Origin of the sequence: Klebsiella sp. RCJ4 (assembly GCF_009025755.1) — a bacterium.
Taxonomy (GTDB): Bacteria; Pseudomonadota; Gammaproteobacteria; order Enterobacterales; family Enterobacteriaceae; genus Klebsiella; species Klebsiella michiganensis.
The window spans coordinates 278,832-294,221 of sequence record NZ_WCIN01000040.1; the positions used below are offsets into that span (position 1 = coordinate 278,832).

Consider the following 15,390-nt stretch of genomic DNA (forward strand, 5'->3'; position numbering starts at 1 on the left):
TTTCTCGCTCCGCTCGAATCGAACCTTAGTCGAAGCTTCTCATCCTTCCCGCATGGGATGGATATGGGGCACTGAGCGAAGTGTGAATTCAATACGACATAGAAGTGATGGTGGTGGGGGAAGGATTACTCGGCGCGTTGCGCCTCGCCCTTCGGGTCGTTGCCTGCGGCAACGCTTTCTCGCTCCGCTCGAATCGAACCTTAGTCGAAGCTTCTCATCCTTCCCGCATGGGATGGGTATGGGGCACTGAGCGAAGTGTGAATTCAATACGACTAGAAGTGATGGTGGTGGGGGAAGGATTCGAACCTTCGAAGTCGATGACGGCAGATTTACAGTCTGCTCCCTTTGGCCGCTCGGGAACCCCACCAGGGGTAATTCAAATTTTGAGGTCAAGCTGAGAGATGGTGGTGGGGGAAGGATTATTCGTCGCTTCGCTCCTCACCCTTCGGGCCGTTGCCTGCGGCAACGTTGTCTCGCTTTCGCTCGACTCGAACCTTGGTCGAAGATTCTCACCCTTCCCGATAAGTGCAAACATCGTTTACGTTCATCGGTATTACCACAACAACGTGGTAAAGAATGGTGGTGGGGGAAGGATTCGAACCTTCGAAGTCGATGACGGCAGATTTACAGTCTGCTCCCTTTGGCCGCTCGGGAACCCCACCACGGGGTAATGCTATTTACTGGCCTGCTTCCTGCTGGAAGCGGGGCGCATCATATCAAATGAGACGCCCCTGTAAAGCATTCCTTTAGGGAAATGAAGCTGTTTGCCTGCTTTTTATCCGTAAAGGTGCAAAGCTAATCAATTCATTTCCCTGAGATTAAAGAATAATCGTCCGGTTACCGTAAACAAATACCCGCTGAGCAAGAACCTGATACAGCGCGCGGCTCAGAACGTTTTTCTCGACGTCGCGGCCAGCGCGCATCATATCTTCCGCGGTGTAGGTATGATCGACATGAATGACGTCCTGCATAATGATTGGGCCTTCATCCAGATTATCGTTCACGTAGTGTGCGGTGGCGCCAATAATCTTCACCCCGCGGTCATAGGCCTGGTGATACGGACGCGCGCCGATAAAAGCCGGCAGGAATGAGTGATGAATATTAATAATTTTATTCGGGAAACGAGAGACAAACTCTGGGGTCAAGACCCGCATGTATTTCGCCAGCACAACGTAATCCGGCTCAAGGGCGGCGATCGCGTCGCCCATCTGTTTATCATGCTCTTCGCGAGTTAAACCCTCATGGCTCACCAGCTGGAAGGGGATATCAAACCGTTCAACCAGCGAGCGCAGCGTTTCGTGATTGCCGATGACGGCGGCGATTTCTACGTCCAGGCCGCCGTAGTTAGCTTTCATCAGCAGATCGCCGAGGCAGTGCGCCTCTTTGGTGACCAGAATGACGACCCTGCGGCGCCCTGCTGGATTGAGTTCACGAATTGAACCTTCCGGCAGCGCGCTGTCGAGGTCCGCCAGCAGGATTGAATCATTGAAAATACCCTCGAGCTCGGTGCGCATAAAGAAGCGGCCGGTTCGGTGGTCAACAAACTCATTGTTCTGCACGATATTCAGTTCGTGCTTGTAGCAGATATTAATGATACGCGCGATGAGGCCTTTCTGATCAGGGCAAATAGTGCGCAGTACTTTACGTTGTTGTGAATGCATCGCGGGGAAAATCCTGTAGTGTTTGCTATTTCTGCTGCTGGCTTACTGACCGCAGCATTTTTTAAATTTTTTACCTGAACCGCAAGGGCAGGGATCGTTACGACCGATTAGCGGTCGCGTGCCGTCAATATAATACCACTGTCCGTTTTCTTTTAAGAATCGGGATCGTTCAATAATGGCTCCGGAGCGGTTATCGTCAGCGTAACGAGCGATAAAGCTGACAAAGCCTTCATCCGGGTTCTTGCCCGTCTCGGCGGCAAAGACGGTGAGACCCTGCCACTGTGTGCGGGTAAAACCGTTTTCCAGGTCTGCGCGAAACTGCTGCGCTTGACAGGAGGGGTGCCAGGTTTTAATCAGATAGTCGGCGTCTTTCATAACAAACGCGCTATAGCGGGAGCGCATCAGCTGTGACGGATCTGGCGCCAGCTGCGCGCCAGCCAGATAAGGCTGGCAACATGAGCTATACTCCAGAGCGCTGCCACAGGGGCATAATGGCGACAAAACGGCCTCCACAGGAAAAAGAAAGACGGCGCTACGCCGCCAAAGCGCATTATGTTAACTGAGGTATGGCGATGATGCCATGCCCGGAGTGGAAGGATATGTTTCGGTACTCATGAGAAAGCTTAAAATTGGCCTGGCGTTAGGGGCTGGCGCCGCTCGCGGGTGGTCGCATATCGGCGTGATTAATGCCTTACGGCGGACGGGTATCGACGTCGATGTTATCGCAGGGTGCTCCATTGGCTCGCTGGTCGGAGCGGCGTACGCCTGCAATCGGCTTCCGGCCCTGGAGAAATGGGTATGCTCCTTTAGTAACTGGGATGTACTGAAGTTAATGGATCTCTCCTGGCAACGGGGTGGCCTGCTGCGGGGCGAGCGCGTGTTTAGTCAATACCGCAAACTCATGCCCGTCAGCGAGATCGAGCGCTGCGAACGTCCGTTCGCGGCGGTCACAACGAATTTAAGCACCGGTCGTGAACTGTGGTTTACGGAAGGGGATCTGCATCTGGCGATCCGTGCGTCCTGCAGTATGCCGGGTTTGATGGCGCCGGTGATGCATAATGGCTACTGGCTGGTGGATGGCGCGGTGGTTAACCCCGTGCCGGTGTCTCTGGCTCGCGCCATGGGCGCGGATATCGTCATTGCCGTTGATTTGCAGCACGATGCGCATCTGATGCAGCAGGATTTGCTGTCAATGGAGGTGCCTCGTCCGGAGAGCGAGGAAGATTTTTCGTGGCATTCGCGGCTGCGCACTCGCCTGGCGCGTATGACGTCACGTCGGGCGACGAGGGCGCCAACGGCGATGGAAATCATGTCGACGTCAATTCAGGTTCTGGAGAATCGCCTTAAGCGAAACCGTATGGCGGGCGACCCGCCTGATATCCTGATTCAGCCCTTTTGTCCACAAATCTCCACGCTTGATTTCCACCGGGCCAGCGAAGCTATCGCCGCCGGACATCTGGCAGTGGAAAAGAAAATGGATGAACTATTACCTTTAGTGCGTACCCCCGTGGAGCGCATTTGATGCATACTTAAGTAAATTCTGACAGGCGGTAGCGTGAATATCATGCCACTATTAAATTATCGTCAGTCAGGGGAGAGATCATGACGCAGCCATTGGCGGGAAAACAGATTCTGATAGTTGAAGACGAACCCGTTTTCCGCTCTCTTATGCACACCTGGTTAGCTTCGCTTGGTGCGGCCATCGTACAGGCGGAAGATGGTATGGATGCACTGCAAAAAATGGCGGAGTCAAAACCCGATTTGATGATTTGCGATATCTCCATGCCGCGAATGAACGGCCTGCAGCTGGTAGAACATGTGCGTAACCAGGGCGAGCAGTTGCCGATTCTGATGATTTCAGCGACGGAAAATATGGCGGACATCGCCAAAGCGTTGCGCCTGGGCGTTCAGGATATCCTGCTCAAACCGGTTAAGGATTTCGATCGCCTGCGAGAAACCGTGTATGCCTGCCTCTATCCCAATATGTTTAATTCGCGTGTCGAAGAAGAAGAGCGCCTGTTTGAGGACTGGGATGCGCTGGTAAGCGATCCTAGCGCGGCGTCGAGGCTGCTTCAGGAGCTCCAGCCACCGGTGCAGCAGGAGATGTCGCGTTGCCGTATTCACTATCGCCAGCTTGTCTCTGTCGATAAGCCAGGACTCGTGCTCGATATTGCGCCGCTATCAGAAAACGATCTGGCGTTTTATTGTCTGGATGTCACACGAGCAGGTGATAATGGCGTTCTGGCGGCCCTATTGCTGCGCGCGCTGTTTAATGGGTTACTGCAGGAGCAGCTCGCTCATCAGGGGCAGCGTTTGCCGGAGATGGGCAGCCTGCTAAAACAGGTTAACCAATTGCTGCGGCAGGCAAACTTACCCGGGCAATTCCCATTATTGGTAGGGTATTACCACAGCGGTTTGAAAAATTTAATTTTAGTCTCCGCGGGTTTGAATGGCACCTTGAATACGGGAGAACATCAAATTCAGATTAGTAATGGCGTTCCGTTAGGTACTTTAGGTAATGCATACCTCAACCAAATTAGTCAACGCTGCGCATCATGGCAGTGCCAAATTTGGGGGGCTGGCGGACGTTTACGCCTGATGTTGACCACGGAGTGAACAATCGTGCTTATTTTTAGGCTCGTGGGATTACCACGCGATCTTTTGTGGTGGTACTATCGCCGGGTTTAATGCGTAAAATTCCTAATTCGAAGATATCTAATCCTTTTCGGAACAGCTTTGACTGAGCAGGCTGATATACTCGATACCATATTATTAACGAGAAGTTTAAAAAACGAACAGTCCAGGAGATTTCAATGGCTGCGCTTAATTCAAAAGTAAGAAAAGCTGTCATCCCGGTTGCGGGATTAGGCACCAGGATGCTGCCCGCTACTAAGGCTATTCCGAAAGAAATGCTGCCGCTGGTAGATAAGCCATTAATTCAATATGTTGTTAACGAATGTATTGCCGCCGGGATTACCGAAATTGTTCTGGTTACGCACTCTTCGAAAAACTCGATTGAAAACCATTTCGATACCAGTTTTGAACTGGAAGCGATGCTGGAAAAACGCGTAAAACGCCAGCTGCTGGAAGAAGTCCAATCTATTTGTCCGCCGCACGTGACTATTATGCAGGTCCGTCAGGGGCTGGCTAAAGGTCTGGGCCACGCTGTGCTGTGCGCGCACCCGGTAGTGGGTGATGAGCCGGTTGCGGTTATTTTACCGGACGTTATCCTTGATGAATATGAATCCGATCTGTCTCGCGACAACCTGGCCGAAATGATCGCTCGTTTCGATGAGACCGGCGCAAGCCAGATCATGGTTGAACCGGTTGCTGACGTTACCGCATACGGCGTTGTCGATTGCAAGGGCCTGGCCCTGCAGCCGGGTGAGAGCGTACCGATGGTTGGTGTCGTCGAGAAACCGAAAGCGGACGTAGCGCCTTCTAATCTGGCGGTTGTCGGTCGTTACGTGCTGAGCGCGGATATTTGGCCACTGCTGGCGAAAACCCCTCCGGGAGCCGGCGATGAGATTCAGCTGACCGACGCCATCGATATGCTGATCGAAAAAGAAACGGTAGAAGCCTATCATATGAAAGGCAAGAGCCACGACTGCGGTAATAAGCTGGGTTATATGCAGGCTTTTGTTGAATATGGCGTACGCCACAAGTCCCTGGGCGCTGAATTTAAAGCCTGGCTGGATAAAGCCGTAGCGAAGTAATCGTACGCGGTAGAATGCGAAACCGGGAGCGAGATTCGTTTCCCGGTTTTTTTATGCCCGCCCGGAACCGGTCCCGAATAACGGATAAAAAAAATCCCGCCGCAGCGGGATTTTTAAACGGACACGATAGCTTATTACAGCAGGAAATCGTCCAGAGATTTACCTTGCTCATCCATCGCTTTCTTGATCACTGCCGGAGTACGACCCTGACCAGTCCAGGTTTTAGTTTCGCCATTTTCGTCAACGTAGCTGTATTTAGCCGGACGTGCAGCGCGCTTGGTTTTAGTTCCCGCTTTAACTGCCGCCATGGTGCTCAGCAGTTCATTAGGATCAATACCGTCAGCGATCAGCATTTCACGGTATTGCTGCAGTTTACGAGTGCGTTCTTCAATTTCCGCAGCCGCAGCGCTTTCTTCTTCACGACGTTCGTTAACGACAACTTCTAATTTTTCCAGCATTTCTTCGAGCGTTTCAAGGGTGCATTCTCTTGCCTGCGCACGAAGAGTACGGATGTTGTTCAAAATTTTAAGTGCTTCGCTCATTGTAGTAATCTCAAACTTATATTGTGGGGTGGTTTGTTGGACTAATAATAGAGCGATAAATTCAGATGTGCAATAGGGGAGAATGTAAGGAAGTCAAAATAACTTGTTATTTGTCTCGGGAATTAATTCATTTAACTTAAATTTTATGTGCGGGTTCACATCTTTTTCGCTTATAGGATGGCTGAAGGGATAAGCTAAAACCCTGAGATAGTATGCTTTTTCCGATGCGCGGTGGGAAAAATTATACTTTGCATGGATAAATATGATTGTGGGTATTAGCGCAGCAGCGACGATGATGTTTAATATAAAACACTTGTCCAGCGCGGTTATAGCTATCCGAAAATGGCTGATAAGCACAAAAGGGCAATAGTGACGTCTGCGTGACCGCCTGGTCGTACGAATAGCAGGCATTACCATTCAATTAACAGGCTTAATCTTTCAGGTCTCCGCCGAGTGAACGTTCCCGGCAATACCCGCACGGCGAGGGCTGATAGCGTGTGAATATATGATACAATTTTACTGCTAAAAAACACATTGATTGGGGTTACGCGGCCGATGGCACAACTTTATTTCTACTATTCAGCAATGAATGCAGGCAAGTCCACTGCTCTGTTGCAGTCATCATACAATTACCAGGAGCGAGGGATGCGCACGGTGGTTTATACGGCAGAGATTGATGACCGCTTTGGTTCAGGGAAAGTGAGTTCAAGGATCGGTCTCTCATCGCCGGCGCGGTTGTATAATACCCAAACTGCGTTATTTGCCGACATTGCAGACGAACATAAGCGTCAACCCATCCACTGCGTATTAGTTGATGAGAGCCAGTTCTTAACCCGGGAGCAGGTGCGCGAGCTGTCCGAGGTGGTGGACCAGCTCGATATTCCCGTATTGTGCTATGGATTGCGGACAGATTTTCGCGGCGAACTTTTTACGGGCAGTCAATATTTGCTCGCGTGGTCCGATAAGCTGGTTGAATTAAAAACTATCTGTTTCTGCGGCCGTAAGGCGAGTATGGTTTTGCGCCTCGATCAGGAAGGCCGGCCCTACAATGAGGGGGAACAGGTGGTGATTGGCGGTAATGAGCGCTATGTATCCGTATGCCGTAAACATTATAAAGAGGCGCTGAGCGAAGGCTCACTGACCGCGGTGCAGAACAAACAGCGCAGGGGCTAATACCTACCCGCAAAATCCTCTCAGGCGCTTTTACAGCGCCTTTTTTCATTTACTAAGCCTTTGGCACATGATTATACGTTTCGGCTGTCTGAGGCGTTTTGTCGGCTGCTGAACGACAGAGACAAAAAAGCCCCATCAAAAGATGGGGCTCGGCGTCACTGACTTTACGGCCGTCGGATTAAGCGGATTTTTTCGCTTTCTTCTCAGCTTTAGCCGGCGCGACTTCTTTTTTCTCTTCCACGCTGCCTTCAACGTAATTACGTCCGTAGAACGTATCCAGCAGAATCTGTTTCAGCTCAGCGATCAGCGGGTAGCGCGGGTTAGCGCCGGTGCACTGGTCGTCAAATGCGTCTTCAGACAGCTTGTCAACGTGGGCCAGGAAATCAGCTTCCTGCACGCCAGCTTCGCGGATAGACTTAGGAATACCCAGCTCAGCTTTGATTTCGTCCAACCAGCCAAGCAGTTTTTCGATTTTCGCTGCGGTACGGTCACCCGGTGCAGTCAGACCCAGATGGTCCGCGATTTCAGCGTAGCGACGACGTGCCTGCGGGCGGTCGTACTGGCTGAATGCTGTCTGTTTAGTCGGGTTGTCGTTAGCGTTATAGCGAATAACGTTGCTGATCAGCAGGGCGTTCGCCAGACCGTGAGGAATGTGGAACTGAGAGCCCAGCTTGTGCGCCATTGAGTGACATACCCCGAGGAAGGCGTTCGCAAACGCGATACCGGCGATGGTCGCAGCACTGTGCACACGCTCACGCGCTACCGGGTTCTTAGAACCTTCGTGGTAGGACGCTGGCAGGTTTTCTTTCAGCAGTTTCAGAGCCTGCAGCGCCTGGCCGTCAGAGAACTCGGAAGCCAGTACGGAAACGTAAGCTTCCAGGGCATGAGTCACCGCATCCAGACCACCGAAAGCACACAGTGACTTCGGCATTTCCATGACCAGGTTGGCATCAACAATCGCCATATCCGGAGTCAGGGCATAGTCTGCCAGCGGGTATTTCTGACCGGTTGCATCATCGGTAACAACGGCGAACGGCGTAACTTCAGAACCGGTACCGGAAGTCGTGGTGATGGCGACCATTTTGGCTTTCACGCCCATTTTCGGGAACTTGTAGATACGTTTACGGATATCCATAAAGCGCAGCGCCAGTTCTTCGAAGTGGGTTTCCGGGTGCTCGTACATAACCCACATGATTTTCGCCGCATCCATCGGGGAACCGCCGCCCAGCGCGATAATCACGTCTGGTTTGAAGGAGTTCGCCAGCTCAGCGCCTTTACGAACGATGGTCAGCGTCGGGTCAGCTTCCACTTCAAAGAAAACTTCGGTTTCAACGCCAGCCGCTTTCAGCACAGAGGTGATCTGGTCAGCATAGCCGTTGTTGAACAGGAAGCGGTCGGTCACGATCAGCGCGCGTTTGTGACCATCAGTAATCACTTCATCCAGCGCGATTGGCAGTGAGCCACGACGGAAGTAGATAGATTTCGGAAGTTTGTGCCACAACATGTTTTCAGCTCGCTTAGCAACGGTTTTCTTGTTGATCAGGTGCTTAGGACCAACGTTTTCAGAGATGGAGTTACCACCCCATGAACCACAACCCAGAGTCAGGGAAGGTGCGAGTTTGAAGTTATACAGGTCACCGATACCACCCTGAGAAGCAGGGGTGTTGATCAGGATACGTGCGGTTTTCATCAGCTGACCGAAGTAAGCAACGCGTTCTGGCTGGTTGTCCTGGTCGGTATACAGGCAAGAGGTATGACCGATACCGCCCATTGCCACCAGTTTTTCAGCTTTATCAACCGCGTCTTCGAAGTTCTTCGCACGGTACATTGCCAGCGTCGGAGACAGTTTTTCGTGGGCAAACGGTTCGCTTTCATCAACGTCGGTGACTTCACCAATCAGAATTTTGGTGGAAACAGGGACGGTGAAGCCGGCCAGTTCAGCGATTTTATACGCCGGTTGACCTACGATTGCAGCGTTCAGGGCGCCGTTTTTCAGGATGATATTCTGAACAGCCTTCAGCTCCTGGCCCTGCAGCAGATAGCCGCCGTGGCTGGAGAAACGTTCGCGAACGGCATCGTATACGGAATCTACAACCACAACGGATTGCTCAGAAGCACAGATAACGCCGTTATCGAAGGTTTTAGACATCAGGACGGAAGCAACGGCACGCTTGATATCAGCCGTTTCATCGATAACAACAGGCGTGTTACCTGCGCCTACGCCGATGGCAGGTTTACCGGAGCTATACGCCGCCTTAACCATGCCCGGACCGCCGGTCGCAAGGATCAGGTTGATATCCGGATGGTGCATCAGCGCATTTGACAGTTCAACGGAAGGCTGGTCAATCCAACCAATCAGATCTTTCGGCGCACCGGCTGCGATAGCTGCCTGCAGTACGATATCAGCCGCTTTGTTGGTCGCATCTTTAGCTCGCGGATGCGGAGAGAAGATGATGGCGTTACGGGTCTTCAGGCTAATCAGAGATTTAAAGATAGCGGTTGAAGTTGGGTTAGTGGTCGGGACGATACCGCAGATAATACCAATCGGCTCAGCGATGGTGATGGTACCGAAGGTGTCATCTTCAGACAGGACGCCGCAGGTCTTTTCATCTTTATAGGCGTTATAAATGTATTCGGAAGCAAAGTGGTTTTTGATCACTTTATCTTCGACGATGCCCATGCCGGATTCGGCAACGGCCATCTTGGCGAGAGGGATTCGAGCATCTGCAGCGGCCAGAGCGGCGGCGCGGAAGATTTTGTCTACTTGTTCTTGAGTGAAACTGGCATATTCACGCTGGGCTTTTTTTACGCGCTCGACGAGTGCGTTAAGTTCAGCGACATTAGTAACAGCCATAATGCTCTCCTGATAATGTTAAACTTTTTTAGTGAATCAGTAGCTCGATTCGACAGTATAGACAGTGTGTTAACGGCTTGCATTTAAATGTTAACGTAAAGAATTTTGTGCTTCTGACTTCACCGATTGACTAAAAAAGCTTTTGTTTTTTCTTTCAGGTACCGCTGCTTTGCCTCCTCTTCTGTGTGTAAACAAGGTTACTCACTTCTGAGTACAATTTATGTGATCTAAATCAATAATCAGCCAAGCTGATACCTTTCAGCAGTTCATTTTTTGACCTGTTTGATCAAGTGTAATGATACGGTATGCTAATTAAAGACTTAAATAGCATTGCAGAAACAAATAACTAACATCCGAGCTTAAATTATGCACTTATGCGTCAACAGGGATGAATTATGCTTTCAAACAGCGTATCTTCTCGCGGATATTTTATGCCGGTAACTGTCAACAGCCATTTTTAATGATGCTGCGGAGCACCCTGTGATTCAATCATTGTTTGATTTTTCAGCCTACTTTAAATTTTTCATTGGGCTATTTGCGCTGGTAAACCCGGTTGGCATTATCCCGGTTTTTATCAGTATGACCAGCTACCAGACGGCGGCGGTGCGTAATAAAACCAACCTGACAGCCAACCTGTCGGTCGCCATTATCTTGCTCACGTCGCTGTTTTTAGGCGATGCGATCCTCCAGATCTTCGGTATTTCCATTGACTCCTTCCGTATTGCGGGTGGGATTCTGGTGGTCACCATCGCCATGTCGATGATCAGCGGCAAGCTCGGCGAGGATAAACAGAACAAGCAAGAAAAATCAGAAACGGCCATTCGTGAAAGTATCGGCGTCGTGCCGCTGGCGCTGCCCCTGATGGCGGGACCCGGGGCCATCAGTTCAACCATTGTCTGGGGCACGCGTTACCATAGCATCGCCCACTTTGTGGGATTTTCAGTTGCGATTGCGCTTTTCGCGCTGTGCTGCTGGGGCATTTTCCGTATGGCCCCCTGGCTGGTTCGCCTGCTTGGGCAAACCGGCATTAACGTGATTACCCGTATTATGGGGCTGTTGCTGATGGCTCTCGGCATCGAGTTCATCGTTACCGGAATAAAGGCGCTCTTTCCTGGCCTTGTGAATTAACCTGTGTTGCCGCGCGGAACAACGTGTTCCGCGTTTGCTCATTATCAGCAAAACATATCAAAAAAAGTGATTTATCGACCTGCGATACTATTTTCTAATGTTTTGATATTGTTATTTATTATCAATAAGTTATCCATTTCATTTGCCACGAGCGCGACCTTTTACCCACATTAATCACTGTTATTTTCCTCACACCATTCTCTGGTGCTTGCCGTCCGATAATTGAAATGATATTAGTAATTTCACTCATGAAGCAGATGAATGTGCTAAATAATAAGCGATTGTTAATTTTTCGTACAAAAAAGCATCTATTCGGCGATGCAGGGCACATAGTGCGAGATATTTATACTAATTGATTGATAAATAGAATATTAATCATTTCTGGCATGCGCGAGGGGTGATAAATCTTCGCCGCCAGAAGGCCACAAAAGAGAATCCGGTAACATATTTGCAAATTGCATTGGCGGACAATAAAGCGTTTTGGTACTTTCCGGCGTGATCTTTAGCGGAATATGTACGCAAATGAGAATTTTTATTATATAGCCCATCGGGACTACATCGCCCCCGGACAGGGGGGCAAGAATCGACGTCAAGGCTGCCGTTTGAGCGGTCGTAATAAATAAGTCGGTGATAGCAAGCAGTACTCTCTGACAGCAGCATAAACTCCTGCACTGTTCAGAATCCAGAAAAGAGAAAACAGGCTGGTTAAATAGCCAGTAATTATAATGATTGGAGTAACAAACACATGACCATCATCACGAAAAAAAGCCTGGTTGCCGCAGGAGTCCTCTCTGCGTTAATGACCATCAACGCCGCCGTTGCGGCAGATGTACCGGCAGGGGTACAGCTGGCGGACAAACAAACGCTGGTACGTAACAATGGCTCCGAAGTGCAGTCTCTCGATCCGCACAAAATTGAAGGCGTGCCGGAGTCCAATATTAACCGCGATTTGTTTGAAGGGCTGCTGGTGAGCGACCTCGACGGCCATCCGGTCGCGGGCGTTGCGGAAAAATGGGACAACAAGGATTTTAAAGTCTGGACCTTCCATCTGCGTAAAGATGCAAAGTGGTCCGACGGCACGCCGGTCACGGCACAAGATTTCGTTTATAGCTGGCAGCGTCTGGCGGATCCGAAAACCGCGTCTCCTTATGCAAGCTATCTGCAGTATGGCCATTTAGCCAACGTTGATGACATTATCGCCGGGAAAAAACCCGCGACCGATCTGGGCGTAAAAGCGCTGGACGATCATACCTTTGAAGTGACCCTCAGCGAGCCGGTGCCGTATTTCTACAAACTGCTCGTTCACCCATCCGTTTCACCCGTACCTAAATCCGCTATTGAGAAATTTGGTGACAAATGGACCCAGCCGGCCAATATCGTCAGCAATGGTGCGTATAAATTAAAAGATTGGGTTGTTAACGAACGCATTGTTCTGGAGCGTAATACCAACTACTGGGATAACGCCAAAACCGTGATTAATCAGGTCACCTTCCTGCCGATTTCTTCTGAAGTCACCGACGTCAACCGCTACCGCAGCGGCGAAATCGATATGACCTATAACAACATGCCGATCGAACTGTTCCAGAAACTGAAAAAAGAGATCCCGAAAGAAGTTCACGTCGATCCGTATCTGTGCACTTATTATTACGAAATCAATAACCAGAAAGCGCCGTTTACCGACGTTCGCGTGCGTACTGCGCTGAAGATGGCGCTGGATCGCGACATTATTGTCAATAAGGTGAAGAATCAGGGCGACCTGCCAGCCTACAGCTATACGCCGCCGTACACCGATGGCATGAAGCTGATTGAGCCTGAATGGTTCAAGTGGTCGCAGGAAAAACGTAATGAAGAAGCGAAAAAATTGCTGGCCGAAGCTGGCTATAGCGCTGATAAGCCGCTGACTTTCAATCTGCTCTATAACACGTCCGATCTGCACAAAAAACTGGCTATCGCGGTGGCGTCTATCTGGAAGAAAAACCTCGGCGTAAACGTGAAGCTGGAAAATCAGGAATGGAAAACCTTCCTCGATAATCGCCATCAGGGCACATTTGATGTTGCGCGCGCCGGCTGGTGTGCGGACTACAACGAACCGACCTCTTTCCTTAATACGATGCTGAGCGACAGCTCAAACAATACCTCGCATTATAAGAGCCCGGCTTTCGACAAGATTATCGCCGAAACGCTGAAAACCAGCGATGACGCGAAACGCGCGGACCTTTACGCGCAATCTGAGCAGCAGCTGGATAAAGACTCCGTCATCGTACCGGTCTTCTATTATGTCAACGCCCGTTTGGTTAAACCGTGGGTCGGTGGCTATACCGGCAAAGATCCGCTGGATAATACGTATACAAGAAATATGTACATTGTGAAGCACTAATGGCAATACGTGGGGCAGGCGTTACCGCTTGCCTCACGGTGTCTTATTTCATCGCACTATTGAAGGCACACGCCAGAAGGTACGGGCAATGTTAAAATTTATCTTACGTCGCTGTCTGGAAGCGATTCCGACGCTATTTATTCTTATTACTATCTCTTTCTTCATGATGCGTCTTGCGCCGGGAAGCCCCTTTACCGGTGAACGCACGCTGCCGCCAGAAGTCATGGCGAATATTGAAGCAAAATACCATTTAAATGACCCCATCATGACCCAGTACTTCAATTATCTGAAGCAGCTGGCGCACGGTGATTTCGGTCCTTCCTTTAAATATAAAGATTACTCGGTCAACGATCTGGTGGCGTCCAGCTTCCCGGTGTCCGCCAAATTAGGCTTCGCCGCGTTTTTTCTCGCGGTGGTGCTTGGCGTGAGTGCCGGAGTGATTGCGGCATTGAAGCAAAATACGAAATGGGACTTTGCCGTAATGGGGGTGGCAATGACCGGGGTTGTGATACCGAGTTTCGTGGTCGCGCCCTTACTGGTCATGATATTTGCCATTACGCTGCACTGGCTGCCGGGCGGCGGATGGAACGGCGGGGCGCTGCAATATATGATTTTGCCCATGGTGGCTCTATCCCTGGCCTATATCGCCAGTATCGCGCGTATTACCCGCGGTTCGATGATCGAAGTGCTGCACTCTAACTTCATTCGCACCGCCCGGGCAAAAGGCTTACCGATGCGCCGCATTATTCTGCGTCACGCGTTAAAGCCCGCGCTGCTGCCGGTGCTCTCCTATATGGGGCCCGCGTTTGTCGGCATTATTACCGGCTCGATGGTCATTGAAACCATTTATGGCCTGCCGGGAATTGGTCAACTGTTCGTCAACGGCGCGCTGAACCGCGACTACTCGCTGGTACTCAGTCTGACCATTCTGGTTGGCGCATTGACTATTCTGTTTAATGCGATTGTTGACGTGCTGTATGCCGTTATCGATCCGAAGATCCGTTACTAACGCTGGGGTTCGCCATGATGTTAAGTAAGAAAAACAACGAGGCGCTGGAAAACTTCAGTGAAAAGCTGGAAGTCGAGGGGCGCAGCCTCTGGCAGGACGCCCGCCGCCGCTTTATGCATAACCGTGCTGCGGTTGCCAGCCTGATTGTGCTGGTGATCATTGCGCTCTTTGTCACCATCGCGCCGATGGTATCGCAGTTTTCCTATTACGATACTGACTGGGGCATGATGTCCAGCGCCCCCGATATGGAGTCCGGACACTACTTTGGGACCGACTCTTCGGGCCGCGACCTGCTGGTGCGGGTGGCGATCGGCGGACGTATCTCGCTGATGGTCGGCGTGGCTGCAGCGCTGGTGGCGGTGATTCTGGGGACGCTTTACGGGTCGCTTTCCGGCTATCTGGGCGGCAAGGTGGATTCAGTGATGATGCGCCTGCTGGAAATCCTCAACTCCTTTCCGTTTATGTTCTTCGTCATCCTGCTGGTGACCTTCTTTGGCCAGAATATCCTGCTGATTTTTGTTGCCATTGGGATGGTCTCCTGGCTGGATATGGCGCGTATCGTTCGCGGTCAGACCCTAAGCCTGAAGCGAAAAGAGTTTATTGAAGCCGCGCAGGTCGGCGGCGTTTCAACCGGCAATATCGTTATCCGCCATATCGTGCCTAACGTGCTTGGCGTGGTCGTGGTGTACGCCTCCCTGCTGGTCCCGAGCATGATTCTGTTTGAATCCTTCTTAAGCTTCCTCGGCCTGGGTACCCAGGAGCCGTTAAGTAGCTGGGGCGCGCTGCTCAGCGATGGCGCGAACTCAATGGAAGTATCGCCGTGGCTGCTGCTGTTTCCTGCCGGTTTTCTGGTGGTAACGCTGTTTTGTTTTAACTTTATCGGCGATGGCCTGCGTGATGCCCTCGACCCGAAAGACCGCTAAGGAGCGC

The 15,390-nt window shown here is 51.0% G+C and carries 12 protein-coding genes, 2 tRNA genes and 3 other RNA genes (1 of these 17 cut by a window edge); 8 read left to right on the top strand and 9 right to left on the bottom strand.

Annotation, left to right across the window (positions count from 1 at the left end):
* The 7 genes from F8562_RS18425 to F8562_RS18455 form a co-directional block, all read right to left on the bottom strand.
* A non-coding RNA gene (locus tag F8562_RS18425) (RtT sRNA) lies at positions 1 to 64 on the bottom strand (it extends 106 nt beyond the left edge of the window).
* Positions 65 to 108: 44 nt separating this feature from the next.
* Positions 109 to 239: non-coding RNA, RtT sRNA (locus tag F8562_RS18430), on the bottom strand.
* 43 nt (positions 240 to 282) lie between these two features.
* Positions 283 to 367 (bottom strand) — tRNA-Tyr (locus F8562_RS18435).
* 35 nt (positions 368 to 402) lie between these two features.
* Positions 403 to 534: non-coding RNA, RtT sRNA (locus F8562_RS18440), on the bottom strand.
* 43 nt (positions 535 to 577) lie between these two features.
* Positions 578 to 662: transfer RNA gene (locus F8562_RS18445), tRNA-Tyr, on the bottom strand.
* Between the two features lie 156 nt (positions 663 to 818).
* Positions 819 to 1,661 (bottom strand): formyltetrahydrofolate deformylase, encoded by an 843-nt coding sequence (gene purU, locus F8562_RS18450; RefSeq protein ID WP_151891931.1) that lies wholly within the window; start codon positions 1,659 to 1,661, stop codon positions 819 to 821.
* A 42-nt stretch (positions 1,662 to 1,703) separates the two neighbouring features.
* Positions 1,704 to 2,162 (bottom strand): YchJ family protein, encoded by a 459-nt coding sequence (locus F8562_RS18455; RefSeq protein ID WP_014229741.1) that lies wholly within the window; start codon positions 2,160 to 2,162, stop codon positions 1,704 to 1,706.
* Positions 2,163 to 2,274: 112 nt separating this feature from the next.
* Between F8562_RS18455 and rssA the strand changes: the two genes are divergently transcribed.
* The 3 genes from rssA (at position 2,275) to galU (ending at position 5,377) form a co-directional block, all read left to right on the top strand.
* Positions 2,275 to 3,183, top strand: coding sequence for a patatin-like phospholipase RssA (gene rssA, locus F8562_RS18460; protein ID WP_014229740.1), 909 nt, complete (start codon positions 2,275 to 2,277; stop codon positions 3,181 to 3,183).
* Between the two features lie 80 nt (positions 3,184 to 3,263).
* On the top strand, positions 3,264 to 4,277 hold the full coding sequence (gene rssB, locus F8562_RS18465; RefSeq protein ID WP_014838752.1) for a two-component system response regulator RssB: 1,014 nt from the start codon (positions 3,264 to 3,266) through the stop codon (positions 4,275 to 4,277).
* Between the two features lie 197 nt (positions 4,278 to 4,474).
* Complete coding sequence (gene galU / locus F8562_RS18470; protein ID WP_004851836.1) at positions 4,475 to 5,377, top strand: UTP--glucose-1-phosphate uridylyltransferase GalU; 903 nt, start codon at positions 4,475 to 4,477, stop codon at positions 5,375 to 5,377.
* Between the two features lie 134 nt (positions 5,378 to 5,511).
* On the opposite strand, the gene hns is transcribed toward galU, so the two are convergent.
* The gene (hns, locus tag F8562_RS18475) at positions 5,512 to 5,919 is read right to left on the bottom strand and encodes a histone-like nucleoid-structuring protein H-NS (RefSeq protein ID WP_004121719.1); all 408 of its coding nucleotides are present in this window, start codon (positions 5,917 to 5,919) and stop codon (positions 5,512 to 5,514) included.
* A gap of 555 nt (positions 5,920 to 6,474) precedes the next feature.
* Here hns and tdk point away from each other — a divergent pair.
* Positions 6,475 to 7,092: a thymidine kinase gene (gene tdk, locus F8562_RS18485; RefSeq protein ID WP_032720584.1), complete on the top strand. Its 618-nt coding sequence runs from the start codon at positions 6,475 to 6,477 to the stop codon at positions 7,090 to 7,092.
* A 178-nt stretch (positions 7,093 to 7,270) separates the two neighbouring features.
* Here tdk and adhE read toward each other — a convergent pair whose 3' ends face one another.
* A complete protein-coding gene (gene adhE, locus F8562_RS18490) occupies positions 7,271 to 9,946 on the bottom strand; it encodes a bifunctional acetaldehyde-CoA/alcohol dehydrogenase (protein ID WP_014229738.1) in 2,676 nt (891 codons plus the stop codon).
* Positions 9,947 to 10,426: 480 nt separating this feature from the next.
* Here adhE and F8562_RS18495 point away from each other — a divergent pair, with 480 nt between their 5' ends.
* From F8562_RS18495 to oppC, 4 genes are all read left to right on the top strand, one after another.
* Positions 10,427 to 11,074, top strand: a complete 648-nt coding sequence (locus F8562_RS18495) for a YchE family NAAT transporter (RefSeq protein WP_004851832.1) — start codon at positions 10,427 to 10,429, stop codon at positions 11,072 to 11,074.
* A gap of 745 nt (positions 11,075 to 11,819) precedes the next feature.
* Entirely contained in the window at positions 11,820 to 13,451 is a 1,632-nt protein-coding gene (gene oppA / locus F8562_RS18505; RefSeq protein WP_004851828.1) for an oligopeptide ABC transporter substrate-binding protein OppA, read from the top strand.
* An 88-nt stretch (positions 13,452 to 13,539) separates the two neighbouring features.
* Positions 13,540 to 14,460: an oligopeptide ABC transporter permease OppB gene (oppB, locus tag F8562_RS18510; RefSeq protein WP_004851825.1), complete on the top strand. Its 921-nt coding sequence runs from the start codon at positions 13,540 to 13,542 to the stop codon at positions 14,458 to 14,460.
* Positions 14,461 to 14,474: 14 nt separating this feature from the next.
* Positions 14,475 to 15,383: an oligopeptide ABC transporter permease OppC gene (gene oppC / locus F8562_RS18515; protein ID WP_004121697.1), complete on the top strand. Its 909-nt coding sequence runs from the start codon at positions 14,475 to 14,477 to the stop codon at positions 15,381 to 15,383.
* The last annotated feature ends 7 nt before the right edge of the window (positions 15,384 to 15,390 follow it).